General features: G+C 35.9%; 26 protein-coding genes. 22 read left to right on the top strand and 4 right to left on the bottom strand.

The window, feature by feature from the left end; genetic code table 11:
• Positions 1-111 precede the first annotated feature (111 nt).
• The 7 genes from ACHZAX_RS15045 to ACHZAX_RS15015 all read left to right on the top strand — a co-directional run bounded on the left by ACHZAX_RS15045 (position 112) and on the right by ACHZAX_RS15015 (position 6,429).
• Positions 112-666 (top strand): hypothetical protein, encoded by a 555-nt coding sequence (locus ACHZAX_RS15045; protein WP_320019710.1) that lies wholly within the window; start codon positions 112-114, stop codon positions 664-666.
• Between the two features lie 10 nt (positions 667-676).
• Positions 677-1,453 (top strand): Rossmann-like and DUF2520 domain-containing protein, encoded by a 777-nt coding sequence (locus ACHZAX_RS15040; RefSeq protein WP_320019709.1) that lies wholly within the window; start codon positions 677-679, stop codon positions 1,451-1,453.
• An 86-nt stretch (positions 1,454-1,539) separates the two neighbouring features.
• Positions 1,540-2,067, top strand: coding sequence for a KdsC family phosphatase (locus ACHZAX_RS15035; RefSeq protein WP_101308757.1), 528 nt, complete (start codon positions 1,540-1,542; stop codon positions 2,065-2,067).
• A 25-nt stretch (positions 2,068-2,092) separates the two neighbouring features.
• Complete coding sequence (locus ACHZAX_RS15030) at positions 2,093-3,046, top strand: UbiA family prenyltransferase (RefSeq protein ID WP_101308756.1); 954 nt, start codon at positions 2,093-2,095, stop codon at positions 3,044-3,046.
• Between the two features lie 177 nt (positions 3,047-3,223).
• Complete coding sequence (locus ACHZAX_RS15025; protein ID WP_320019708.1) at positions 3,224-3,802, top strand: Maf-like protein; 579 nt, start codon at positions 3,224-3,226, stop codon at positions 3,800-3,802.
• A 38-nt stretch (positions 3,803-3,840) separates the two neighbouring features.
• Positions 3,841-4,200 (top strand): four helix bundle protein, encoded by a 360-nt coding sequence (locus ACHZAX_RS15020; protein WP_101308754.1) that lies wholly within the window; start codon positions 3,841-3,843, stop codon positions 4,198-4,200.
• 45 nt (positions 4,201-4,245) lie between these two features.
• Entirely contained in the window at positions 4,246-6,429 is a 2,184-nt protein-coding gene (locus tag ACHZAX_RS15015; protein WP_320019707.1) for a S46 family peptidase, read from the top strand.
• A gap of 376 nt (positions 6,430-6,805) precedes the next feature.
• Here ACHZAX_RS15015 and ACHZAX_RS15010 read toward each other — a convergent pair whose 3' ends face one another.
• A complete protein-coding gene (locus ACHZAX_RS15010) occupies positions 6,806-7,540 on the bottom strand; it encodes a hypothetical protein (RefSeq protein ID WP_394698284.1) in 735 nt (244 codons plus the stop codon).
• A gap of 408 nt (positions 7,541-7,948) precedes the next feature.
• On the opposite strand from ACHZAX_RS15010, the gene ACHZAX_RS15005 reads away from it, so the two are divergent.
• From ACHZAX_RS15005 to ACHZAX_RS14955, 11 genes are all read left to right on the top strand, one after another.
• The gene (locus ACHZAX_RS15005; protein ID WP_245870271.1) at positions 7,949-8,296 is read left to right on the top strand and encodes a DRTGG domain-containing protein; all 348 of its coding nucleotides are present in this window, start codon (positions 7,949-7,951) and stop codon (positions 8,294-8,296) included.
• A 5-nt stretch (positions 8,297-8,301) separates the two neighbouring features.
• A complete protein-coding gene (locus ACHZAX_RS15000) occupies positions 8,302-8,715 on the top strand; it encodes an ATP-binding protein (RefSeq protein WP_101308752.1) in 414 nt (137 codons plus the stop codon).
• A 7-nt stretch (positions 8,716-8,722) separates the two neighbouring features.
• Positions 8,723-10,090, top strand: a complete 1,368-nt coding sequence (locus tag ACHZAX_RS14995; protein WP_101308751.1) for a [Fe-Fe] hydrogenase large subunit C-terminal domain-containing protein — start codon at positions 8,723-8,725, stop codon at positions 10,088-10,090.
• Between the two features lie 115 nt (positions 10,091-10,205).
• Positions 10,206-10,541: a DRTGG domain-containing protein gene (locus tag ACHZAX_RS14990; RefSeq protein ID WP_320019705.1), complete on the top strand. Its 336-nt coding sequence runs from the start codon at positions 10,206-10,208 to the stop codon at positions 10,539-10,541.
• Positions 10,542-10,551: 10 nt separating this feature from the next.
• Positions 10,552-11,298, top strand: coding sequence for a PHP domain-containing protein (locus ACHZAX_RS14985; RefSeq protein WP_320019704.1), 747 nt, complete (start codon positions 10,552-10,554; stop codon positions 11,296-11,298).
• Positions 11,299-11,353: 55 nt separating this feature from the next.
• Positions 11,354-11,728, top strand: a complete 375-nt coding sequence (locus tag ACHZAX_RS14980; protein ID WP_320019703.1) for a four helix bundle protein — start codon at positions 11,354-11,356, stop codon at positions 11,726-11,728.
• Between the two features lie 5 nt (positions 11,729-11,733).
• On the top strand, positions 11,734-12,273 hold the full coding sequence (locus ACHZAX_RS14975; RefSeq protein WP_101308747.1) for an ATP-binding protein: 540 nt from the start codon (positions 11,734-11,736) through the stop codon (positions 12,271-12,273).
• Between the two features lie 26 nt (positions 12,274-12,299).
• On the top strand, positions 12,300-12,692 hold the full coding sequence (locus ACHZAX_RS14970) for a (2Fe-2S) ferredoxin domain-containing protein (protein WP_101308746.1): 393 nt from the start codon (positions 12,300-12,302) through the stop codon (positions 12,690-12,692).
• A 20-nt stretch (positions 12,693-12,712) separates the two neighbouring features.
• Entirely contained in the window at positions 12,713-14,506 is a 1,794-nt protein-coding gene (locus ACHZAX_RS14965) for an NADH-quinone oxidoreductase subunit NuoF (RefSeq protein ID WP_101308745.1), read from the top strand.
• A 23-nt stretch (positions 14,507-14,529) separates the two neighbouring features.
• Positions 14,530-16,293, top strand: coding sequence for an NADH-dependent [FeFe] hydrogenase, group A6 (locus ACHZAX_RS14960; RefSeq protein ID WP_101308866.1), 1,764 nt, complete (start codon positions 14,530-14,532; stop codon positions 16,291-16,293).
• Between the two features lie 98 nt (positions 16,294-16,391).
• Positions 16,392-16,871 (top strand): NADH-quinone oxidoreductase subunit NuoE family protein, encoded by a 480-nt coding sequence (locus ACHZAX_RS14955; RefSeq protein ID WP_101308744.1) that lies wholly within the window; start codon positions 16,392-16,394, stop codon positions 16,869-16,871.
• A gap of 52 nt (positions 16,872-16,923) precedes the next feature.
• Here ACHZAX_RS14955 and ACHZAX_RS14950 read toward each other — a convergent pair whose 3' ends face one another.
• The 3 genes from ACHZAX_RS14950 to ACHZAX_RS14940 all read right to left on the bottom strand — a co-directional run bounded on the left by ACHZAX_RS14950 (position 16,924) and on the right by ACHZAX_RS14940 (position 19,168).
• Positions 16,924-17,643 (bottom strand): LytR/AlgR family response regulator transcription factor, encoded by a 720-nt coding sequence (locus tag ACHZAX_RS14950; RefSeq protein WP_320019702.1) that lies wholly within the window; start codon positions 17,641-17,643, stop codon positions 16,924-16,926.
• 73 nt (positions 17,644-17,716) lie between these two features.
• The gene (locus tag ACHZAX_RS14945; RefSeq protein WP_320019701.1) at positions 17,717-18,076 is read right to left on the bottom strand and encodes a DUF4907 domain-containing protein; all 360 of its coding nucleotides are present in this window, start codon (positions 18,074-18,076) and stop codon (positions 17,717-17,719) included.
• A 66-nt stretch (positions 18,077-18,142) separates the two neighbouring features.
• Entirely contained in the window at positions 18,143-19,168 is a 1,026-nt protein-coding gene (locus tag ACHZAX_RS14940; protein WP_320019700.1) for a Kelch repeat-containing protein, read from the bottom strand.
• Positions 19,169-19,501: 333 nt separating this feature from the next.
• Here ACHZAX_RS14940 and ACHZAX_RS14935 point away from each other — a divergent pair, with 333 nt between their 5' ends.
• From ACHZAX_RS14935 to ACHZAX_RS14920, 4 genes are all read left to right on the top strand, one after another.
• Positions 19,502-20,872, top strand: a complete 1,371-nt coding sequence (locus tag ACHZAX_RS14935; protein ID WP_320019699.1) for a DUF4270 family protein — start codon at positions 19,502-19,504, stop codon at positions 20,870-20,872.
• Between the two features lie 19 nt (positions 20,873-20,891).
• Positions 20,892-22,133: an OmpP1/FadL family transporter gene (locus ACHZAX_RS14930; protein WP_143470837.1), complete on the top strand. Its 1,242-nt coding sequence runs from the start codon at positions 20,892-20,894 to the stop codon at positions 22,131-22,133.
• A gap of 209 nt (positions 22,134-22,342) precedes the next feature.
• Positions 22,343-23,776 carry a [FeFe] hydrogenase H-cluster radical SAM maturase HydG gene (gene hydG, locus ACHZAX_RS14925; protein ID WP_101308865.1) on the top strand — a complete coding sequence of 478 codons (1,434 nt, stop codon included), beginning with the start codon at positions 22,343-22,345 and terminating at the stop codon, positions 23,774-23,776.
• 86 nt (positions 23,777-23,862) lie between these two features.
• A complete protein-coding gene (locus tag ACHZAX_RS14920; RefSeq protein ID WP_101308738.1) occupies positions 23,863-24,126 on the top strand; it encodes a hypothetical protein in 264 nt (87 codons plus the stop codon).
• The last annotated feature ends 9 nt before the right edge of the window (positions 24,127-24,135 follow it).

Raw genomic sequence — 24,135 nt, 5'->3', positions numbered from 1 at the left:
AGCTGAAAAGAAACATTTTATAAGGCATGTTTTGATGTTAATTTGGTATTATATAGCCTGTCCCGAATTTGTTTCGGGAGAACTTACCATGTTGGAATAATCTCTCTTTGTATGTCAAAATATCCTTGTCATGGACGTTTCATATTATCTATATATCTTTGCGATATGGACAAAGAAAAAGCTGAGGAAGAAAAGTTATTTATCCGCAAGATTTTTATTGATGAAATTGGTCGTTTGCAAAAAGAAGGATTCTATTTCTTCTCATTTATTATGATGGGGCAGGCAATAGAGGCATTGGGATGTTTTCTGGATGATAAGCCTTTAAAGGCCAAAGCTCAATCCTCCAAGCGTTTTTCAAAATCTTTGAATATATTAATGGGGAACAATTACCGTGCTGTGAATAATGATCACTGGCTCTACGATAAGCTGCGCAATCAGTTAACACACTCTTTTGTTCCAAGCAAATCGTTACTGCTCTGTTCCCGTAAAAATCAGCCCGAAGGAGCCGAACATCTGGAGCAATTGAACGGCAGGTTGGTTTTGGTTGCCGAAGATATGTATGAGGATTTGGTGAAAGGCTGTGAAAAGTTGTTTGGTATGATTGACAGAGGAAAAGTACCTTTGAAACGTATTGCTGCATCGCCACAGGAATTGGGCATAATATAAAATCAGAAAAATGATTCAAAAAATAGTAATGATTGGTGCAGGTAATTTGGCTACTCAGCTGTCTCTTGCTCTTCATGAACATGGAATTGAAATTTTGCAGGTTTACAGCAGAACGGCTGAATCTGCGAAAGAGTTGGCCGGGAAATTGGACTGCCCGTTCACTACATCAGTAAAGAAAATAGAAAAGAATGCTGACTTGTATGTTTTTGCTGTAAGCGATAAGGCATTGCAGGAAATTCTGGATAAATGGTCGGTTCCAATCGGAAATTCTGTTCATACTGCCGGCAGTATCCCTGCGGATATTTTTGAGAATTATGCAGAAAATTATGGGGTTTTTTATCCTTTGCAAACTTTCTCGAAGGAGCGTAAGGTTGATTTTTCAAACATACCTGTTTGTTTGGAGTCAGACAATTTTAAATTACGGACAGATTTAATTGAACTTGCCGGACAGATATCAAAAAGTGTTCATCTGATTAATTCGGAACAGCGGAAACAACTTCATTTGGCGGCGGTTTTTACTTGTAATTTCACCAATCATATGTATAGCATCGGACAAAAACTACTGGCCGAAAAGGATGTTGATTTTGAATTGTTAAAACCTTTAATTCTTGAGACCGCTCAAAAGGCTTTGCAATTAGATCCTGTATCTGCACAAACAGGTCCCGCAGTGCGTTTCGATGAGGAGATAATGAATTCGCACGAGAAGGCGCTAAAAGATTCTCCGGTGTTTCAAAAATTGTATAGATTTGTGAGCGAAAGCATCTACAAGATGCACAAAGGGAAATAAATTTGTTGTATTTGGAAGAAGAAAATGGGAAGTAGAATCGAATGTTTTTCTCACATCTCATATCTTGTTTCTCAATTTTAAATAAAATGGCGTTTTTTAAGGAAGATTTAATGAAAGTTTCTGCATTCATTTTTGATGTGGATGGTGTTCTTTCCAATGAGTGTATTGTTATCGATTCATCGGGAGAAATGTTGCGCACAGCAAACACAAAAGATGGATATGCTATTCAGTATGCAGTAAAAAAAGGCTATCCGGTTGCAATTATAACCGGTGGTGTTTCCGATGCTGTCGAAAAACGTTACAAAGGTCTTGGTGTTGAAGATATTTACATGGGATCGAAAAATAAGATGAAAGATTTTGAAGATTTTATTGCGAAATACGATTTGAATCCTGATCATATAATGTATATGGGCGATGATTTACCTGATTATGAGGTGATGAAAAGAATCGGAGTGCCGACCTGTCCGTGCAATGCTGTGGAGCAAATAAAGGCTGTTTCCAATTATATTTCAGATAAAGAGGGTGGTTACGGCTGTGTTCGTGATGTAATTGAACAAGTATTGCGCGCACATAGTAAATGGCTCGAAACCGATACGAATATCCAAAGTATATAAAAGCAACCTTAACCCAAACAGCCCAATGAACAGTTATCTGAAATTGATCCGGTTCCCCAATCTGATTATTATTGCACTGACCCAATATGTGATGCGGTATTTTATTATTCAACCTATTTTGGGAATTAATAGAATTAAGCTTCAATTAGCCGATTTGGATTTTGCAATATTGGTTTTTGCAACTGTTTGCATGGCTGCAGCAGGTTACGTTATTAATGATTATTTTGATACGAAAGCAGATCGAATCAATAAGAAAGATGTTATTGTAGGTAGAAAAGTTACGCGAAGAGTGGCTCTGTTTCTTCAACAGATAATTGCTGCAATATCAGTTTTACTTGGAGGCTATGTGTCGTATAAAATTGGTCACTGGCAATTTGTGTTCATCTTTTTTATGGGAGGAGGCTTGCTTTGGTTTTATTCAACATCTTACAAATATTACTTTTTATTGGGTAGCTTTTTAATTGCTTTTATTGTTGCCATTATTCCTTTTTTGGTTGTTATTTACGAGATTCCTCCGCTTATGGAAACTTATGCGGAAGTGTTAGTTGCCTCAAAAACCAATTTTAATTATCTGTTGTATTGGGTAGGAGCCTTTTCTTTTTTCTCCTTTGTAGGTGTTCTAATTGCACAATTCATCAGAGATTTACTTTCCATAAAAGGAGACCGGGAAATTAACCGCAAAAGTCTGCCTGTTGTAGTTGGTTTGAAGTGGTCTAAAATTATTATTATACTGCTCATACTATTTTTATCCGTATCTGTTTTTGGTGTTTGGTATCAATTTTTAAATGCTCCAATGGATCAAATTACACCTTGGTATTTTGGTGTTCTGATCGTCTTGCCATTATTTTTATTGGCTTATCGGGTTTATCGGTTTTCGGAAGGAGACAAATTTAAGACTGGAATTTTTCTAATACGATTTGCTATTCTAGCAGGTATCTCATATGCCTTTGTGGTCAATTATATCGTTCATAAATTATAAGTTGATAGTAGTATCAAAGATAAATCCTTTCGCTGGAGAATGAATTTCAATCAATGCATACTGATGCAGTTGTGTTGTTAAAGATAATTCGCAGTATCATTATAACAAGTAAGAAGAATAATTGTTGAGGTATGATAAACTTATAATTCATAACTCTTAATTTATAATTTATTTCACATGCTGAATAATCTCAAAGATTATCAATTAATATTAGCCTCTCAATCGCCTCGAAGACATCAAATGCTGAAGGAATTGGGTTTGATTTTTGAAATAAGAACAAAAGAAGTAGATGAGATTTATCCTGAAGGATTACTACCAGATCAAATTCCGGTTTACCTGGCCGAATTAAAAGCAAAAGCATTCGCGCAGGATATTAACTCCAATGAGTTGGTGATAACTGCAGACACAATTGTTTGTGTTGATGATTGGATTCTTGGAAAACCAAAAGACAGAGATGATGCTGTTAAAATGCTTAATGCATTGTCCGATAGATCGCATCAGGTAATAAGTGGTGTTTGTCTGATGAGTAAAGACAAGAAAATAAGTTTTTCTACAACTACCAATGTTCATTTTAAAGCCTTGTCGGATGAAGAGATTGATTATTACATAGATAATTACAAACCTTTCGATAAAGCGGGAGCATATGGAATTCAGGAATGGATTGGTTTTATTGGGATTGACGGCATTGAAGGATCTTATTTTAACGTAGTAGGTTTGCCTGTTCAACGATTGTATCAGGAACTGTCAACTTTTTAACAGCACAACTATCACGAATTACGAAATTTAAATTACGAATGAAAAAAGATAATATCGTACAACAAAAAAGTTATCAATTTGCAGTTCGAATAGTGAAAACCTGTAAGTATTTACAACAAGAAAAAAAGGAATATATATTATCCAAACAGTTGTTACGATCCGGAACTTCAATTGGAGCTAATATTGAAGAAGCAATTGGAGGACAAAGTGAGAAAGATTTTTTTGCCAAGCTAACAATATCGTATAAAGAAGCAAGAGAAACACATTATTGGATCAGGTTGCTTGGTGATACGGGTTATCTTACAAAAGAAGAATGTCAAAGTCTTCTAAGTGATACTGATGAATTGCTTAGAATAATTGGAAGCATCCAGAAAACGATAAGGGTACGTAATTCGTAATTGAAAATTCGTCATTAATAAACAACAACACAAAATATATTTATCATGATTAAAAAATTAAATCTACTTCTCATGGCAGTTTTACTGTTTATGGGAACTCAGGTAAAAGCAGATGAGGGGATGTGGATTCCAATGCTTTTAGAAAAGTACAATATCGAAGACATGCAAAAAGCAGGATTTAAGCTTTCTGCAGCTGATATTTATGATATTAATAAGGCATGTTTGAAAGATGCAGTAGTGGGTCTGGGACGTGAAGGAAGTCCGTTTCATCATTTTTGTACAGGAGAGTTAATTTCAGATAAAGGTCTGATTGTAACAAATCATCACTGTGGTTACGGAGCCATTCAAGCTCATTCTACTTTAGAGCACGACTATTTAAAAGATGGTTTTTGGGCCATGAGTCAAGAAGAAGAATTAGTTAATGAAGGAATAACAGCTTCATTTTTAATTCGGATGGAAGACGTAACTGCGCAGGTTTTGGATAGTATTACAGATGATACCAAGGAGGAAGTTCGCCAGAAAATGATTGCCAAACATATTAAGAAAATTCAGGAAGCAACAGAAAAGGATTCGGACTATCGTGCGAGTGTTAAAGCCTTTTTTAATGGGAATCAATATTTTCTATCGGTATATGAAATCTATAAAGATGTACGTTTGGTAGGTGCTCCTCCATCAGCAATTGGGAAATTTGGCGGTGATACCGACAACTGGATGTGGCCCCGTCATACAGGAGATTTTTCGATGTTTCGGATTTATGCTGACAAAGACAATAAGCCTGCTTCTTATTCAAAGGAGAATGTTCCAATGAAGCCAAAGCAGTCATTCAAAATTTCTTTGAAAGGTGTAAATGAAGGTGATTTTACGATGGTTTTTGGATATCCGGGAACCACAACAGAATACCTAACATCTCAAGCATTGGATCTGATGACAAAGGTTGATAATCCACATAAAATCAAAATCAGAACAAAGAAATTGGATTTGATGAGAGCAGATATGGATGCTTCACCAATGGTTCGGATTCAGTATTCTGCAAAATATGCAGGTGTTGCAAATTCATGGAAAAGATGGCAGGGTGAAATCACAGGTCTAAAGCGATTGAATGCAATTTCAAAGAAAAAGGAATTGGAGGAAAGATTTGAAATCTGGGCAAACAGCAGTGACGGGTTGAAGAAAAAATATGCTGGAATTGTAGCAGAAATGGGAGCCTTGTACAAAGAGTTAACTCCAATGAGTCTGGCCCGCGATTATGCCATTGAGGCTGGTATTCGTGGCTCAGAAGCTGTAACTTTTGCTGTTAAATTTAAGAAACTGGCAAGTCTGGCCAAAAAAGATCAGGATCAGCTTGCTGGTCTTGTTGCTGAATTAAAAAAGTCGAGTGAAGAGTTTTTCAAGAATTATAATAATCCAACAGATAAAAAGCTTTTGGCTGCTTTGCTGAAAATGTACAGCGGGAATCTGACCGATGAGTACCTGCCTAAGGAGATCGTAAATATCCGGGAGAAATACAATGGCGATTTCGAAGCATATGCAGAGAAGGCAATGTCTAAATCGGTATTTACTGACGAGAATAAACTGAATAATTTACTGGGGAATTATAAGTTGTCATTTGGTAAGCGTTTGACTAAAGATCCTATTTTTGTTTTAGCAAACAGCATATACTTCTTTTACGAATCGGAGATTTCTCCGGTTTACAGCAGAATCATTACAAAAACAACAAAGCTGCAACGTACCTACATGGCAGGTTTAATGGAAATGCAAAAAGACAGAACTTTTTATCCTGATGCTAACTCTACATTCAGAGTTCATTATGGAAAAGTAGCCGGATACAAAGCCCGAAACGCTGTAACTTACGATTATTATACCACATTGGATGGAATTATTGAGAAAGACAATCCTGAGATTTTTGATTATGATGTTCCTCAAAAGCTAAGAGATCTTTATCATGCAAAAGATTTTGGAAATTACGCAAATGCAAAGGGCGAAATGCCGGTTTGTTTTGCAGCAACCAATCATACCACCGGAGGGAATTCGGGCAGTCCGGTTTTAAATGCCAATGGTGAGTTAATCGGTTTAAATTTCGATCGCGCCTGGGAAGGCGTAATGTCTGATTTAATGTACGATCCTGAAATTTGCCGAAACGTATCACTGGATATTCGCTACGTATTATTTCTTGTCGATAAATTTGCCGGGGCAGGCTATTTGTTGGATGAGATGAATATTGTGCAGTAATTATTTCCTGAAGAATACAAGAAAATGAATTTCTTTAGTTATTTATAAGAATTTCCTTGTACAATACAAAGGGGTTTCCTAGCATTAGGGAGCCCCTTTCCCTTGTGCTGGGAAAAGGTTGAGCGTAGTGCAAGGGAAACCTTTAGCCTAGTGTAAGGGAAACCTTTAGCCTAGTGCAAGGGAAATCTTGAGCGTAGTGCAAGGGAAATCTTGAGCGTAGTACAAGGGAAATCTTGAGCGTAGTACAAGGGAAATCTTGTGCGTAATGCAAGGGAAAAATAATTGCGCCACCGTACTTTAGAAATTGCCTCTTTTTTATTAGTGAGAATTCAAACTTCAGAAATGAAATAATGGATCATATTTGCAATGTATTTTATTAATTGCAAGGCAGGTAGTAGTCTTTCAATGGATTTATAAACAGAATTGGATTCTTTTCTTTTTTGAGAATGCTTTTTAATTGGCTTGGGCCCGAATAGGAAGCAATCCAGCCAGGATTACGATTCGACATAAGAACAATTAAATCTGAATTTAGATTTTTTGAGAATTGAATTGCTTTTCTGTTGATGTTTTTGCTTTGGCATTCTGTTTTAACAATTTTGTATTCGAACTTAAACTGTTCAAACATTTTTTTAGTGAATAAAAGGGTTGCTTTTATGGTACGAAGATATCCTTCTGACTTTTCATTGGGAGCAATCAGATGAATGATTGCATTGTTAAATCTTCCAAAATAACTAGCCCAAATCATTTTCTCTTTACTCTCTCTCTTGTAATCTATTGGAACGATTATATTCTTGTATTCGCAATCAGGATTCGTTTGCTCTGTTACCAGTACAGAGGGAATTTTTGCTTCCAGTATCCATTTGAAAATGGCATTTCGTTTCAGAAAATGAGTTAATGATCCTATAGGGAATTGTGTTACAATAAAAACTGCATCCAATTCTTGTATACTAAGATTGGGTTCCCGTTTGTTATTTTTTAGTTCTATTATTTTGTAGGGGATTGACTGAAGATTAAATTTTTCAATCTGATAATGACTTATGGAGGGACGAGTTTTCCCCTTTAGTGTAGGGAAATTAGCAAAGGCAGCTTCCGCTTTAAAAAGTTTTGCCAAAGTGAAAGCATGTTTTATCGCGGCGTCAGAGCATTCAGGATCTTGAATTAAAACGAGTATGTGTTGCTTCTTAATGCTCATTAATAAAGAAAAAAATAAGTAATGGAGTCCTTGTATTCAGCACTTGTATGCGAATATAATCAAAAAAAACTTGTCAATTTGATTCTAAACCTATAAGAATTTAGAACAATTGTATTGACATAAAATGTTTGCTGATTTATAATTGTATTGAAGTGTGAAATTGTAATTTATCAGGATCTGTTTTGTCATTATAGAGTTATTTAGATTTAATATGTATTTTATTTTTTTGTATCTATTCCGTTATATATCATTTATTAATCCTGCTCAAATACTTATCTTAGCGCAATCGGAATAGAATAAATGATAAACATAAGTTAGTACTGAGATATGGTGAAAGTGGCTGATCTGGTTGATAAACTTAATGCAAGTGTTATTTGTGGAAAAGATGATCTGAATCAGGATATAAATTTTGGTTTTGCATCGGACTTGATGAGTGATGTACTAACATTAGATACAGATAACCTGTTACTAATTACGGGGTTAAATAATCTTCAGACAATTAGAACATCTGAAATGTCTGACATTTCTTTCATTTTATTTGTGCGGGATAAGAAGGTCTCGCAGGAAATGAAAGACTTGGCTTGTGAGAATAATATTACGCTGATTGAATGCGGTTATTCAATGTTTAAAGCATGTTCTATGTTGTGTGAAATGGGTTTAGAACCAGTATATTAAAAGAGATGGAGTTTGCATTTTTTATTGAGGGGGGAAATTTTTCTAAGGCAGGATCAGCTTCCAGTGAAGTGAAAAAAATATTGAAGCAATTAAATGTTGATTCGAAGATAATTAAACGAACTGTGGTTTCATTGTATGAGGCTGAAGTGAACGTGGTCGCACACGCTTTCGAAGGAGATATGATTGTGGAAATATTTCCGGATAAAATAGCAGTGAGAATCGAAGATAAAGGACCAGGAATTCCTGATATCGAAAAAGCAATGGAAAAAGGATTTTCTACGGCAACTCCTAAAGTCCGTGAAATGGGTTTTGGTGCCGGTATGGGATTGCCGAATATAAAAAAGAATTCAGATGAAATGAATATTAGTAGTAAAGTTAATGTTGGAACAAAACTAGAAATCGTTAACTATCTGAAATAAAAAGAAGATGGAGAAGGCTCATTTTTATCATGCTCTTAAAGTGGTTGAGGAAGTTTGCATTGGTTGTACACATTGTATGAATGTGTGTCCAACTTCGGCAATTCGTGTGAAAAATGGAATTGCTGATATTAATAAAAATGCCTGTGTTGATTGTGGCGAGTGTTTAAATTCGTGTCCGGTTAATGCGATTATCGTTGAGCAGGATGACTTTTCTCAAATTTTCCATTATAAACAACGTGTTGCTCTTCTTCCAACCGTTCTTTTAGGGCAATTCCCGGATGATATTTCCGAAAAACAAATCTATTCCGTTATCCTTGAGTTAGGTTTTACTCATGTATATGAGGTGGACGAAACTGCCGATATTCTTACGGAAGTTACTAAAACTTACATGCAGAAGCATCATCAGGAACGTCCGTTTATTTCCAGCTTTTGTCCTGCAATCGTTCGCTTAATTCAGGTTAAGTTCCCTGCCTTGGTTGAACATATTATTCACTTAAAGCCGGTGATTGATATTTCAGCTATATTTTATCGTGAAAAACTAAAAAATGAAGGGTTTAGCGATGATGAAGTCGGGATTTTCTACGTGACTCCATGTGCGGCAAAAATTGCGGCAGTGAAAAGTCCTGTTGGCGAAGATAAATCTTTTATTGATGGTGTTATCAATATGGATTTCATATACAATAAAGTATTGCTAAGTATTAAGCAAAACAAATCGAAAGAGCTAAAATACGAGTTGAACAAACACATATCCAGAAGAAGCATTGGCTGGACATTAACCAATGGAGAAGCATCGCAATATTCAGGCAGATGCTTGGCTATAGATGAAATTCATAATGTAATTGAGGTTCTTGAGAAGTTAGAGAATGAGGAAATTACGGATGTTGATTTCTTGGAGTTACGTGCTTGTGATCATTCCTGTGCAGGAGGTGTTTTAACTACAGAAAATAGATTTTTAGCCATAGAGAGATTACGGAAAAGAGCAGATTGGTATCATCGAAATAAACCGATAATACTTGAGCCAAAGGAAATTGAAGAGTATAGACCATATTTGTTGAAGAACATTTCCATTAAGAGTATTGAACCCCGCTCCATCTTAAGTTTGGATACTGATATGATGGAGGCGATGAAAAAAATGGAGAAGATCAATCGCATTCTAAAAGTTTTACCAAGTATCGATTGTGGTGCTTGCGGTGCCCCGCGCTGTCAGGCTTTAGCAGAGGATGTGGTACAAGGAAAAGCCAAGATGACACAATGTGTTTTTTTACAGAAGATGCTGACAAAAGAAGGCCTGATTACTCCTCAGGAGTCTTTTGATATCTCAGAAAATACCTGGGGCGTAAAAAGATTTGAAAAGAAAAATATTAACGATCATTAGATGATGAAACGTCCATGTATAAAGCTTTCTACACACAGGGAAATGATTATAATGGTAAGTTCTCCCGAAACAAGTTCGGGACAGGCTATGTGACAAAAAAAAACAATTTAGACACATGAGAGTACAAGACATAGTTGATAAGCTGGGATTAAAAGTGTGCAGTGGATCTGCGGGTTTGAATCGCGAAATTGAAGGAGGATATACTTCTGATCTTTTAAGTGATGTGATGGGAAACGCAGATGAGAATCAGGTTTGGATTACTTTGCAAACTCATAAAAACATCATGGCAATTGCCTCTTTAAAGGAGTTGGCAGCAATAATTCTTGTGAAAGGATATGAACCGGAAGCAGATGCCGCTGAACAAAGTAATTTAGAGGGAATCCCTATTCTTTCCTCAGAGGAGGAGGCTTTTGAATTAACTGGAAAGTTATTTGAGATTTTGAAGAAGTAAATGAATTGAAATGAAAGTTTTTCGAGCTGATTTGCATACTCATACTGTTCTGTCTCCATGTGGAGATTTGGAAATGAGTCCTGTGAATATCGTTCGGATCGCAAAAGAACGTGGTGTTGACATTTTGGGAATAACAGATCACAATTCAACCTTGCATGCAGCATTAATCAGGCAGTTGGCAGAAAAAGAAGGAATTATGGTGATGATGGGAGCAGAGGTTACCACCAAAGAAGAAGTTCATTGTTTGTGCTTTTTTGAAACTGAACACTTGCTTTCTGATTTTCAAATTTACCTTGATCAACATTTGCCTAAGATTCCAAATGATACAAAATACTTTGGATATCAGGTTGTGGTGAATGAAGAGGAAGAGATTGTACAGGAAATAGATAATTTGTTGATATCAGGCTTGAATCAGGGAATCAATGAGGTGGAGCAGAAAGTTCATGAACTTAAAGGTTTGTTTATTCCGGCTCATATCAATAAAGCGCAAAATAGTATTATTAGTCAACTGGGTTTTTTGCCGCCGGATTTAAAAGTGGATGCTTTGGAAATTTCAATGCATATCACAAAAGAAGAGTTTTTAAGTAAGAATAAGTATCTAAAAGGCTATACTTTTATCCAAAGTTCAGATGCGCATTATGTCGATAATATTGGTAATGTATGCAGCAGGTTAACGATGAAAGAAGCCAGTTTTTCTGAGATCAGAATGGCTTTAAAAGGAGAGGATGGAAGAACAGTTGAGTTGGAAAAAAGGTAAAAGGTTTAAATCAGCAATTGGCGTTTGGCCTTTAGTTTTTAGCAAAAAAAAAAGAATGAGAAATTTCAGGAAGTTAAATGTTTGGCAAAATGGAATATCAATAGTTAAAAGGATTTATCGATTGGTGGAGTTGCTTCCTGAGAATGAAAAATATGGATTGAGAAGTCAAATATGTAGGGCTGCTATTTCTGTTCCTTCTAATATTGCGGAAGGATGTGGTCGAAATACTGATGCTGACTTTAGAAGATTTCTTGATATTGCATTGGGCTCTTTGTTTGAATTGGAGACTCAGCTAATTATTATGGTGGAACTAAAATATGTCAATGGAGTGAAAATGAATGACCTAGTTGATCTTATTCATCAGGAAGAGAAGATGATCAATAGTTTAATAACAAAACTAAAGGCCAATCGCGAACAGCTAAAATCTTAATTAAATTGAAAGATCTGTCTTTACATATAATGGATATTATTCAAAATTCGGTGAGAGCTGAGGCTTCCAATGTTGAATTGGAGATTCGGGAGGATTTGGAGAAAGATATTTATTCAATATTCATTAAAGATGATGGATGTGGAATGTCGGATGAAGTTCTGAGCAAAGTATTGGATCCTTTTTTCACTACCCGAACCACACGTAAAGTTGGATTGGGTTTATCGCTGTTAAAGCAAAGTGCGGAGCAAACAGGAGGTAAGTTGGAAATTCATTCTAAAGAGGGAGTTGGAACAGAACTTCAGGTTTTGTTTTCTCATAAAAATATTGACAGACCCGTGATTGGGGATATTGCCGGAGTTATAGTGTTGTTGGTGAGTGCAAATCCAAATATGGATTTTATATATAAGCATCATACAATAAAGGGCGAATATATTTTTGACACAAAAGAAGTAAAAGAAATACTGGAAGATGTTTCGGTAACAGATCCAAATATTATGCAGTATTTAAAGGAATTAATAAACGAGAACCTAAACACAATAATATAAATTTTAACCTTTAATAATTTGAGATTATGGCAAAAGTTAAATCCCTTGCAGATCTGAAGAGAATGAAAGAAGAGCTTCAGTCGAAGATGGATCTTAGGGAGAAAAGCAACGATCCGGAAGGCCTTGTGCAGATTAAAGTTGCAATGGCTACATGTGGAATTGCCTCAGGAGCTAAAGAGGTAATGGAATTCCTTATCGAAGAAACAGCAAAAAGAGGAATTCGGACTGTAGTTACCCAAACCGGATGTATGGGATATTGCTATGCAGAACCTACAATTGAGGTTCAGATTCCTGGGAAAGAGCCCATCGTTTTTGGCGATGTAGATATTAAAAAAGCTGACCAAATTGTTGAAAAATACATTAAAAATGGTGAATTGGTCGACGGAATAATACCTGTAAACTACAAAACTCTAGACTAAATCTAAACGAAACAACAATTATGGAAAAGTACAAAATGCATATTCTTATTTGTGGAGGTACCGGCTGCCGGGCTTCTGCCAGTGAGGCTATTCAAAATAATTTGCAAGATGCAATTAAAGCCAAAGGACTTGAAGATGAAGTACAGGTTGTAATGACCGGTTGCTTCGGATTTTGTGAAAAAGGCCCTATTGTTAAAATTCTTCCGGATAATACTTTCTATGTGGAAGTGAAACCTGAAGATGCAGAAGAGCTGATTGAAGAGCATATTATTAAGGGTCGTAAAGTAATGAGATTGCTTTATGTTGATCCTGAGAATAAAGAAACGATTAGTGATTCGAAACACATGGGATTTTATAAAAAGCAAATTCGAATTGCGCTTCGAAATTGTGGATTTATTAATCCTGAAAATGTTGATGAATACATTGCAAGAGATGGTTATGCAGCCTTGGGTAAGTGTTTGGCTGAAATGACTCCGCAGACGGTAATCGATGAGATTAAGGAATCAGGATTACGCGGACGGGGAGGAGGAGGATTCCCAACTGGTTTAAAATGGGAATTTGCAGCAAAAAATGAAGCTGATCAAAAATATGTAGTTTGTAATGCTGACGAGGGAGACCCCGGAGCATTTATGGATCGTTCTATTCTGGAAGGTGATCCGCACTCAGTTCTGGAGGCTATGGCTATTTGTGGATACACCATGGGAGCCGATAAAGGTGTGATTTATATTCGTGCTGAGTATCCTTTGGCGATTACCCGATTAAAAGTTGCGATTAAGCAAGCTCGTGAATACGGTTTGTTAGGCAACGATATTTTAGGTTCCGGATTTAATTTCGATGTTGAAATGCGTTACGGAGCCGGAGCATTTGTTTGTGGTGAAGAAACGGCTTTGATTCATTCGATGGAAGGTCTTCGTGGTGAACCTACCGTTAAACCTCCGTTTCCTGCTGAATCTGGGTACAACGGAAAGCCAACGAACGTAAATAATGTTGAAACCTTTGCAAATATTCCTGTTATCATTAACAAAGGAGCAAGTTGGTTCAATAAAATTGGAAGCGAGAAATCTAAAGGTACTAAAGTATTCGCATTGGCCGGAAAAATCAACAATGTTGGTTTAATTGAAGTGCCAATGGGAACCACTCTTCGTGAAGTAATTTACGAAATCGGCGGAGGTATTAAAGATGGTAAGAAATTCAAGGCTGTTCAGACAGGTGGTCCTTCAGGAGGATGTTTAACAGAAAAGCATTTAGATACTCCTATCGATTTTGATAATTTGATTGCTGCAGGTTCTATGATGGGATCGGGAGGTATGATTGTTATGGATGAGGATGATTGTATGGTGTCGATGGCTAAATTTTATTTGGAATTTACTGTTGAAGAATCTTGTGGTAAATGTACACCATGTCGTGTAGGCAACAAGCGTCTTCACGAATTGTTGGATAAAATCACACTAGGGAATGGAACTAGAGAAGATCTGGATCTGTTAAGAAATTTGAGTACTGTAATTAAAGATACTTCTCTTTGCGGATTGGGACAAACATCTCCAAATCCGGTTCTTTCAACACTTGAGAATTTTTATGACGAGTATATTTCTCACGTAGAAGATCATAAGTGTGCTGCAGGACAATGTAAGGCTTTAATGCAATATGTAATTGATCCTGAATTGTGTGTAGGTTGTACTCTATGCTCGCGCAATTGCCCTGTTGATTGTATCGCAGGTGAACGTAAAGAAGCTCATATCATTGATGCATCGAAATGTATTAAGTGTGGTGCGTGTATGGAGAAGTGTAAGTTTAATGCAATAAGCATACAGTAAGGAGGATCTTGAATATGGAAAAAATGATCAAATTAACCATTGATAAAAAACAAGTAGAAGTACCTCAGGGAACTACTATTTTGGAAGCCGCCAAAGGAATAGGTGTTGATATCCCAACTCTTTGCTATATGCACCTTGGCGATATGGGAATTGAACACAAACCCGGCGGATGTCGAATTTGTGTTGTTGAAGTAGAGGGGCGTCGTAATTTGGCACCATCTTGTAATTCGAAGTGTGAGCAGGGTATGGTAATTCATACTCATAACATGAGAGTGCTAAATGCACGTAAAACTGTAATGGAGCTGATGCTTTCAGATCATCCATTCGATTGTTTGGTGTGTGCAAAATCAGGAAACTGTGATCTGCAGTCAACAGCTCAACAATTAGGTGTTCGCGAATTGCATTATAAAGGTGAGCAATCAACCTATAAAGTTGATTATTCTCCATCGATTATTCGCGATATGGACAAATGCATTATGTGTCGCAGATGTGAAACCATGTGTAACGATGTACAGACGGTTGGAGCTCTTTCTGCTGTAAACAGAGGTTTCCAATCTGTTGTTGCTCCGGCATTCGAAATGGATTTAGAGAAATCAACCTGTACTTACTGCGGACAGTGTGTTGCAGTTTGTCCTACAGGAGCTCTTACCGAGAAAGACCATACCAATCAGCTGATCAGAGATCTTGCAGATCCTAAGAAAACTGTTGTTGTTCAAACGGCTCCAGCTGTGCGTGCTGCTCTTGGTGAAGAATTTGGCATGGAACCGGGAACTTTGGTTACCGGAAAAATGGTTTCTGCTTTGCGTCAGTTAGGTTTTAACAGCGTTTTCGATACCGATTTTGCTGCCGACCTTACCATTATGGAAGAAGGAACCGAATTATTGGATCGCTTAAAAAGACATTTGGATGGTGATAAAGATGTTAAATTACCAATTCTAACTTCTTGTTGTCCGGGATGGGTGAATTTCTTTGAGCACCATTTTCCTGAAATGAAGGATATTCCTTCTACAGCTCGTTCTCCTCAGCAAATGTTTGGGCCTATAGCCAAGAATTATTTGGCAAAAGAAATGGGAATTAAACGTGAAGACATGATTGTTGTTTCTATTATGCCATGCTTGGCTAAGAAATACGAATGTCAGCGTGATGAGTTTAAAGTTGACGGCGATCCTGATGTTAATTATTCGATATCAACCCGTGAGTTGGCGAACTTGATTAAGCAGGCTAATATGGATTTAAAAACTCTTCCTGATGAAGAATTTGATAATCCACTTGGTGAATCAACTGGTGCTGGTGTAATTTTTGGTGCCACGGGTGGTGTTATTGAGGCTGCTGCCCGTACAGCTTATGAAGTTTATACCGGAAAAACATTAGAGAATGTGAATTTTGAGGCATTGCGTGGTATGGAAGGTATTAGAAGTGCTACGGTAGATTTTAATGGGCTGGATGTTAATATTGGTATTGCTCATGGTTTGGGGAATGCCCGTAAACTTCTTGAAGATATCCGTGATGGTAAATCGCAATATCATGCAATTGAGATCATGGCTTGTCCTGGAGGTTGTATTGGTGGTGGTGGTCAGCCATTGCACCATGGTGATTCTTCTATCTTGAAAAAACGTGCAGCGGCTCTTTATCGTGAAGATGAAGGAAAAGCTATTCGTAAGTCTCACGAGAATCCATACATTATTAAATTGTATGAAGAGTTTCTGGGTAAGCCATGCGGTGAATTATCTCATAAATTATTGCATACTCATTACTTCGATAAGAGTAAAGATGTTGAGATTGAATAGTTTTAAATAGAAATGAGATTATAGATTTGAGTAATGAGAGAAAAGGAAAAACCTGAATCTCAAATCTCAAGTCTCACATCTAAAATCTTTAAAATATTATGGCAAAAATTAAATTAGCAAAATCCAAAGTGGATAAACTTGTGGAGATTTGCAAATCATTTGATAATGAAGGAAGCGAGTTGATTAATGTGCTTCATAAAGCTCAGGAGACCTTTGGGTATCTTCCAGCTGAAGTTCAGGAAATCATTGCCCGCGAATTGAACGTTTCTGTTGCTCATGTGTACGGTGTAGTTACATTCTATTCATTTTTCTCGATGGTACCCAAAGGTGAATTCCCAATTTCTATTTGTATGGGAACAGCTTGTTACGTTAGAGGTGCTGAGAAGGTGTTGGAAGAATTCAAACGTCAGTTGAGTGTGCCTGTTGGCGAAACTACCGAAGATGGCAAGTTCTCAATAAGCTGTTTGCGTTGCGTAGGAGCTTGCGGACTAGCTCCGGTTGTTACTATTGGAGAACGCGTTTACGGACGTGTTTCTGCTGGCGACGTAGCTGATATTATTAAAGAATATCAAAAATAGAACCGGATTATAATTTTAAGCCTCCGATCATTGGTCGGAGGCTTTTTTATTATTAATCCCAAATTAGTTCCTGCTCTTTTAAGTTTTTGAAGAAGGAAGAACGGAAAGTATCACCAATAGGAATTCTTTCCTGGCCAATAACGACTCTGTTTTTATCTATGATGTCGATATGTTCCAATGATACTATATAGGATTTGTGAATTCTTAGAAATCTATCTGCAGGTAAATAAATACTCAGATTTTTCATTGTCTGCAGAGTGATAATTTTCTTGTTAATAGTCTGAATCCATATATAGTCCTTCATTCCTTTAAAGAATAATACCTCATTGAATTTCACTTTCTCTATCAACGAGTTATTCTTGACAAAGAAAAAATCATTCTTCTTAATTTCAGGTTTTGGATGTGCTTTTTTGCCTTGTTTTTGGATGTAAATATTGTTTAAAATCTGAATGAATTTTTCAAATGAAACAGGTTTCATAATGTACTCAAAAGCACTAAGATAATGATCCTTATATTTATATGAGGAACATCTCATACTTATAATAATCTCCGGTTTTTGGATGTTGAATTCACTCCAATTAATTTTTTGCTGTTGAGCAAATTCCAGATCCATAAAAATTAGATCTGTTTTATTCTCGTTGATATAAGCTTTAGCTTGATTTAAATCTGCAAAACAAGCTTTTATGTTTAGATAAGGAATACTTTCTCCATATTTTTTAAGGGATTCAATATGAGGTAAGTCACGGTCAAGAATAATACTTTCTATTATCATAGCTGCTAATATAGTAGCTTTTGCCGGGAAAGGGATGAACTTAACACTATTTAACCATATACGTTAAATAGTGTTAATGTGTAAGGTCATTCAAAATTAAAGGTTGCTCCAGGGAGTCAACTACCATCAAATCCATAAGATCATCAATAGAGATGGATGGCATTTTATTAAGTTGTATTTTTTCGAGAACCTTTTCACCAACAATTCTTGCTGATTTTTCAGAAGGGAAAGTATGTTTTTCTTGAATTGCAGGAATTCTGTATTGGTTGATGATTGCTTTATTATTCTTTAAAATACGATACCCCCAGCCTTCTTCAATTTGATAGGTTTGTAAGGTATATACCGGTTTCGTTTTGCCACTGAAGAGGTAAACAGAAACGAATAAAATTCCAATCAGTAGGAATATTACAAAAAAGTATTTTTTTTTAATCATAAAAGGTATCTAAATAAAAAAGGCTGAATCATAACGAATCAGCCTTTTCGAAGTTATTAATAACTATTAATTATCGTCTTCGTTTTCTTCTACAGTTGGTTGAAATTCCCAAGTGTCATCAAGGTAGCTGGTTCCAGAACTACCCGTTGCAATATATCCTTTTGTTCCTTCAGCGTTAGAAAAAGCAACTGCATTTATTCGTGAATATACTTCAAGTTCTAAATTTTCTTTTTCATCCCATTTGTCAGTTGCAGGATTGTATTCCCAAACATCTCTTTTTAGACTATTGCCATACATACCAGTTGCAATATATGCTTTGTCGTTAATTACAAAAGCTACAGCGCTTGATCTCATAACATCTTCATTGTCGTTATCATTATCAAGTTTTTTAATTTGACCTTCATCTGTGGCCCATTCTCCAGTTGCGATGTCAAATTTATAAATTTCGTCTTGTTGAGCACCGCTGTTTTCTTGTCCCAGACAAATGTAAGCATAGCCACCAATAACAAAAGAACTGGCTTCTTTTACTTTGTTACCATGAGTCCCCATTGAAGTCCAACTTGCACCATCAAATTTGTAATAATCATTTAGGTATTTTTTATCTGCTCCATCAAGATCTCCGTAACCAGCACCAACAACACCATATGTGTCAGTACTAAAAGCAACAGAACCTTCTCTCACACCACCAGGGAAAGCAGCAATTGCAGTCCAAGTTTCAGTAGCAGGGTCAAATTCCCAAAAATCATCATAACGAGTGTAATCACCGTCAAAGCCTGTTCCCACATAACCTTTTCCATTTGCAGAAAAAGCAACTGCATTTTGACGTAGTTTAAAAAGATCTCCAGGTGATTCAACGCTTGTCCAGGTTTCATTTGTCAGATCAAATTTCTTGAAGCTGTTTAATCTGTCTTCACCATCGTATCCGCAACCTACGTATGCATAGTTTCCAATAGTAAACGTAACGGCGTTACTTCGCGGTACACCAGAGAAATCATCTTTCTTAACCCAGTTTCCCATAAGATCATCTCCACTACTACAACTTGCAAATAGAAAGAGGGTAGCAATAATCCCTAATGATAGTACTTTTCTCATTTGTTATTTATTTTTTCAATGTTAATATCTTGAATAGGCATTTAAAAATTCCATCCTAAAATATGAATTTGCATAGGATTAATTAAAATAAATAATCCTTGTTCTAAATTCTATTAAAGGACAAATATAAACAAAAAACAATATTATTAGTTTTGTATGACTAAAAACTGATAAATAATTTAGAAAATTTAACTATTGTTTTCAGGGATCGACTTTGTCGATATTTTAATTACATTTGTCAGGAAAATCAATATAGGACATCTATAAAAGTTCTTTACTATCTTAATTTTGTTTTAATTTGAGGAACTTTTTTAACCAGAATTTTTTAAAAATATGAATAAATTATTTTCCTTAATTATTATTCTTTCGGTTCTTATTATAGGATGTAATTCGGAGGAATTTGAAATACATGAGCTTGGTGGAAATCTAATTGAAAGTTCTACAGTAATTAATATGGTAGATACTTTTACAATACAAAGCTCAACAGTTATTATGGATTCAATTCAGACCTCTTCGTTGGGAAGTGTTTCTGTAGGACGTTATGTTGATGAATATCTTGGAAACGTGCAGGCAACTGCCTATTCAAAAGTTGATTTGGGAACTGTTTTTAGTCTGGATACAACTGACAAGGCTAAGTTAGATTCAATTGTTTTAGTAGCTTACAGTAAAGGCCTTTTTTGGGGTGACACGACCCAAACACAAACGATTAATGTGCATAGAGTGACAAATCATATTGAGATTAATCAAGACACATTAGCGTATTTCAATATTTACAGTTTAAATATTGATCCGAAAGTTTTGGGAACAAGGACATTTAAAGCTCGTCCTAAGCGGAAAATAGAAGTTGGTTCAGCAGATTATCATGATTTTAGAATTCGCTTGAATGATGAGCTTGGATATGAGATTCTTGGAGAAGCTATTAAATCTGATGGATTTACTTCGGATGCAACAAAATGGGAAGAAAGATTTGAGGGAATTGCTTTGGTTCCCGGGGAAGATGATAATGCTGCAGTTTTAAATTTCCAGACAGATAGTATGAATATTCGATTGTATTATCGGGTTGTTGGAAGTAGTACCGGAGGAGGTGTTGAGAGACATCGGGATTTTACGATAAGTAAAACTTTATCTTTTACAAATTACAAGGCAGATAGAACAAATACGAACCAACTAGGTGCAGGCCTGAGTGGTTTGGTTGAGAGTGAGATTGATATACCTTCAGAACAAACAAATAATTTATCTTTTATTCAAGGGGGAACAGGGATATATACCAAGTTGAAAATTCCATATTTAAAATTGTTAGGTCAGCAAGGTGATGCTGTTTCTTTACTAAAGGCAGAATTACTTCTATATCCCTTGGAAGGAACGGATCAAAAAGAGTTGTACCCTTTAAATGGATTGAATTTCGAAGTTTATAAAACAGATAGAAAGAATAGATTAGTTACTGCAATTCTGAATTCAAGAAATAGTCAATTGACATCTATTTACTATGTGAATTATGAAAATCCGGAAGATACTCCCTTGTCTTTTGATCTAACAAATTATGTTGGGAACGTATTAGCTAATGGGATGGAAGATGATGAAGGACTCATGATTAAGTTGACAAGTCAGTTTGATAATGGATTTGTTAATAGAATGGTGATTAATAATGATCCTAATTCACGTTTTAAAATTAAATTAAAAACAACTTATGCAGTGCAAAAATAACAAACTATTTAGTGTCAGTATGAAAAACTTATATTTATCTATATTATTGGTGTTAGTTAGTGGAGTTCATGTTTGTTTTGCTCAAAATAATACCTCATCCCCATATTCTTATTATGGTCTTGGAGAATTGAATCAGGTTGGTTTTGGTCAGGCTTCTGGATTTGGCGGAACCAGTCTGTCATTTAGAAATCGCAGTTATTTATCAGTTGACAACCCAGCGGCACTTACTGCTATTGATAGTTTGAAGTTCATTTTTAATGTTGGTGTTTCCTCAAAAGTATCTAATTTAAATCAAAGTGGAAATTCGGATGTGCTTTATGATAATAATCTAAGCCATGTTTCTTTGGGGTTTAGAATTTCACCTAAGATTGCATCAGCAGTATCATTGGTTCCTTACACTAGCATGGGATATAATATTTCATCACTTGAAAAGGTAAATGGCAGTTCTGATTATTATCAAAGAATACTTTCTGGTTCTGGAGGTTTAAATCAATTTATTATAAGTAACGGTATTGCATTAACCAATAAATTATCCTTAGGAGTAAATGCAATATACTTATTTGGAAATAATTCGGCGAATGAAACAATTACGCTTGGTAGTACTTATAATATTACTGTAGAGAAATTGATATCAAAGGGCGTATATGGTAATATTGGTATGCAGTATCAGGATGCATTTAATAAGGATTGGGAAATTACTATTGGAGCAAAGTTTCAACCAAAAATTCAGGTTGCAGCAAAGAAGAAAGAGAACGTTTCAAACTCTAGTTCTGGAAATGTAATTGACAATGATGTCCTTAATAAAGGTTCTTTTGATGTTCCGATGACTTATGGTTTTGGTCTGGGATTTACAAAAAATAAGCAATTGTGGCTTGGTGCCGATTATTTGCACGAAAAATGGAGTGAAACAAAGATATTTGAAAAATCAAGTGCATTAGCTGATCGAAACCGATATAGTGTAGGAATGAATTATATAGCTAATGATGGTTATGCTACCAAATTTTTGAAGAAACTTACATACAGGTTTGGGGCATTTTATGATACAGGATATATTGTGAATGATATTAATCGTATTAAATCAAAAGGGGTGAGTTTTGGGCTTGGAATTCCGATGGCACAAAATAAAGGGGCAATTAACCTTTCTTTTGAGTTTGGACAAATGGGAACAGCAGATAATAATAACGTAAGAGAAGATTATGGTAGGGTTACGATTGAAATGAGTTTGTTTGAAACTTGGTTCTTAAAGCGTAAGTATCAATAAGAATATTTAGTGTTATTCTATAATGACCCAAGGTATTAACGACCTTGGGTTTTTTTATGAATTGAGAAAAGGAATAGAATAAATCTTAAACTCTAAATTATTATTGAATCAGAATAATAATGTTTAATTTTGATCTGGAAACTAACAAAATACATGAAAATACAGGGTCGTATATACTATCCGTTTTTCGTGACAACACAGCGCAAAACATGAAAATGATCTACAAACCTCAGGAGTATCGGATTAAAGATGAAAGGATGAAACCTTTTATTGATGAATCTGAAATTTGGGAGATTTTGGAAGAAGCCCAGCCAACCGAAGAAAATGTTCGTCGAATTATTCGAAAGTCATTGGATAAAAATCGATTAAGCTTGCAGGAGACTGCGGTTTTATTAAAGGTTGAAGATGAAAAATTAATTGAAGAAATTAAAGCCGGAGCAAGAGAGCTTAAAGAAAAGGTATATGGTGACCGTATCGTTATTTTTGCTCCGTTGTATATTGGGAATAAGTGTGTAAATAATTGTACGTACTGTGGTTTTAGAGCCTCAAACATCAAACAAAAAAGAACAACACTTGCCCACGAGCAAATTAAATCGGAAGTAAAGGCCTTAGAAGATTCTGGTCAAAAAAGACTGATTTTGGTTTATGGTGAACACCCAATGTACGATGCTGATTTTATTGCTGATTCAGTTAAAACAGTTTATGATGTGAAATCGGGTAATGGTGAAATCCGGAGAGTAAACATCAATGCGGCTCCTCTTGATATTGAAGGGTTTAAAATAGTTAAGGAATCAGGGATTGGAACCTATCAGATTTTTCAGGAAACCTACCACAGGGAGGCATATGCTAAATATCACTTAAGTGGTAAAAAGAGAGATTTTGAGTGGCGCTTAACCGGTCTTGACAGAGCACAGGAGGCATTAATTGATGATGTTGGTATTGGTGCATTGTTTGGCTTGTATGATTGGAAATATGAAGTGTTGGGTTTGCTTCGTCATGTGAATCATTTCGAGGCTTGTTATAATGTTGGACCACACACGATCTCTTTCCCACGAATTAAAGCAGCTTCCGATTCTAATATTGATCCGGAATTTGAAGTCAGCGATAAGGATTTTATTAGGCTGGTTGCGATTCTTAGATTGGCAGTTCCTTATACTGGAATGATTCTAACGGCCAGAGAGTCAAAGGAAATCCGGGAAGAGGTAATTAAATTGGGGGTTTCTCAGATTGATGCGGGCACTAATATTCAATTAGGAGGATATTCCGAAGATAATGCTAAAGAGCAAAAATTAGAACAGGAACAATTCGAAATTGGAGATCCCCGTAGTTTATCGGAAGTGATTGATGAGCTTCTGGAGAAAAAGTATTTGCCTTCATTCTGTACGGCCTGTTACCGGAAAGGTAGAACGGGTGAGCATTTTATGGAGTTTTCTGTTCCAGGCTTTATAAAACGGTTTTGTTCTCAAAATGCGATTCTAACTTTAGCTGAGTATTTGGAGGATTACGCCACACCAGAAATGAAAAAGAAGGGATATGATTTAATCGAAGTGAAGATTAATGAATTGAAAGGTTTCCAGAAAACCGAGGATTTACACAAACGCCTGGAGATGGTAAAGCAGGGAGAGCGTGATCTTTACTATTAGCAATGTAAAGTGAATTTTGATTTTTCGAGATGAGAGGTTTTTTGTAACTTGCTACTAGTCCGTCTGATAACTCTAAATTTGCTCTTATGGAAACATCAGCTATTTGGATATTTGGTATACTTATCCGCGACAAGGAAAAAGAAGATGGTTGCGTACAGAAAATTCTTGTTCAATACGCAGATTCTATTAAAACCCGCTTGGGTTTATTCGATGTGGAACATCGAAAGAGTCATCCTCAAGGGTTGCTGTTGATTCAGGTGATTGGATCAGAAAAAGAAATGGAACGATTCGAAAAAGAAATTTATATGATTGAAGGAGTTGAAATTCAGCATATGATGTTTGAGTCGTGACGATTTTAA

Origin of the sequence: Labilibaculum manganireducens, assembly GCF_963665805.2 — a bacterium.
Taxonomy (GTDB): domain Bacteria; phylum Bacteroidota; class Bacteroidia; order Bacteroidales; family Marinifilaceae; genus Labilibaculum; species Labilibaculum manganireducens.
Note: the sequence above shows the minus strand (reverse complement) of the source record. Positions and strands in the feature narration are given on the sequence as shown.

Bases quoted from the DNA above. Each gene is read 5' to 3' on its own strand.
- ACHZAX_RS15045 (WP_320019710.1), top strand. From the start codon at position 112: ATGTCAAAATATCCTTGTCATGGACGTTTCATATTATCTATATATCTT.
- ACHZAX_RS15040 (WP_320019709.1), top strand. From the start codon at position 677: ATGATTCAAAAAATAGTAATGATTGGTGCAGGTAATTTGGCTACTCAG.
- ACHZAX_RS15035 (WP_101308757.1), top strand. From the start codon at position 1,540: ATGGCGTTTTTTAAGGAAGATTTAATGAAAGTTTCTGCATTCATTTTT.
- ACHZAX_RS15030 (WP_101308756.1), top strand. From the start codon at position 2,093: ATGAACAGTTATCTGAAATTGATCCGGTTCCCCAATCTGATTATTATT.
- ACHZAX_RS15025 (WP_320019708.1), top strand. From the start codon at position 3,224: ATGCTGAATAATCTCAAAGATTATCAATTAATATTAGCCTCTCAATCG.
- ACHZAX_RS15020 (WP_101308754.1), top strand. From the start codon at position 3,841: ATGAAAAAAGATAATATCGTACAACAAAAAAGTTATCAATTTGCAGTT.
- ACHZAX_RS15015 (WP_320019707.1), top strand. From the start codon at position 4,246: ATGATTAAAAAATTAAATCTACTTCTCATGGCAGTTTTACTGTTTATG.
- ACHZAX_RS15005 (WP_245870271.1), top strand. From the start codon at position 7,949: ATGGTGAAAGTGGCTGATCTGGTTGATAAACTTAATGCAAGTGTTATT.
- ACHZAX_RS15000 (WP_101308752.1), top strand. From the start codon at position 8,302: ATGGAGTTTGCATTTTTTATTGAGGGGGGAAATTTTTCTAAGGCAGGA.
- ACHZAX_RS14995 (WP_101308751.1), top strand. From the start codon at position 8,723: ATGGAGAAGGCTCATTTTTATCATGCTCTTAAAGTGGTTGAGGAAGTT.
- ACHZAX_RS14990 (WP_320019705.1), top strand. From the start codon at position 10,206: ATGAGAGTACAAGACATAGTTGATAAGCTGGGATTAAAAGTGTGCAGT.
- ACHZAX_RS14985 (WP_320019704.1), top strand. From the start codon at position 10,552: ATGAAAGTTTTTCGAGCTGATTTGCATACTCATACTGTTCTGTCTCCA.
- ACHZAX_RS14980 (WP_320019703.1), top strand. From the start codon at position 11,354: ATGAGAAATTTCAGGAAGTTAAATGTTTGGCAAAATGGAATATCAATA.
- ACHZAX_RS14970 (WP_101308746.1), top strand. From the start codon at position 12,300: ATGGCAAAAGTTAAATCCCTTGCAGATCTGAAGAGAATGAAAGAAGAG.
- ACHZAX_RS14965 (WP_101308745.1), top strand. From the start codon at position 12,713: ATGGAAAAGTACAAAATGCATATTCTTATTTGTGGAGGTACCGGCTGC.
- ACHZAX_RS14960 (WP_101308866.1), top strand. From the start codon at position 14,530: ATGATCAAATTAACCATTGATAAAAAACAAGTAGAAGTACCTCAGGGA.
- ACHZAX_RS14955 (WP_101308744.1), top strand. From the start codon at position 16,392: ATGGCAAAAATTAAATTAGCAAAATCCAAAGTGGATAAACTTGTGGAG.
- ACHZAX_RS14950 (WP_320019702.1), bottom strand. From the start codon at position 17,643: ATGATAATAGAAAGTATTATTCTTGACCGTGACTTACCTCATATTGAA.
- ACHZAX_RS14945 (WP_320019701.1), bottom strand. From the start codon at position 18,076: ATGATTAAAAAAAAATACTTTTTTGTAATATTCCTACTGATTGGAATT.
- ACHZAX_RS14940 (WP_320019700.1), bottom strand. From the start codon at position 19,168: ATGAGAAAAGTACTATCATTAGGGATTATTGCTACCCTCTTTCTATTT.
- ACHZAX_RS14935 (WP_320019699.1), top strand. From the start codon at position 19,502: ATGAATAAATTATTTTCCTTAATTATTATTCTTTCGGTTCTTATTATA.
- ACHZAX_RS14930 (WP_143470837.1), top strand. From the start codon at position 20,892: ATGAAAAACTTATATTTATCTATATTATTGGTGTTAGTTAGTGGAGTT.
- hydG (WP_101308865.1), top strand. From the start codon at position 22,343: ATGAAAATGATCTACAAACCTCAGGAGTATCGGATTAAAGATGAAAGG.
- ACHZAX_RS14920 (WP_101308738.1), top strand. From the start codon at position 23,863: ATGGAAACATCAGCTATTTGGATATTTGGTATACTTATCCGCGACAAG.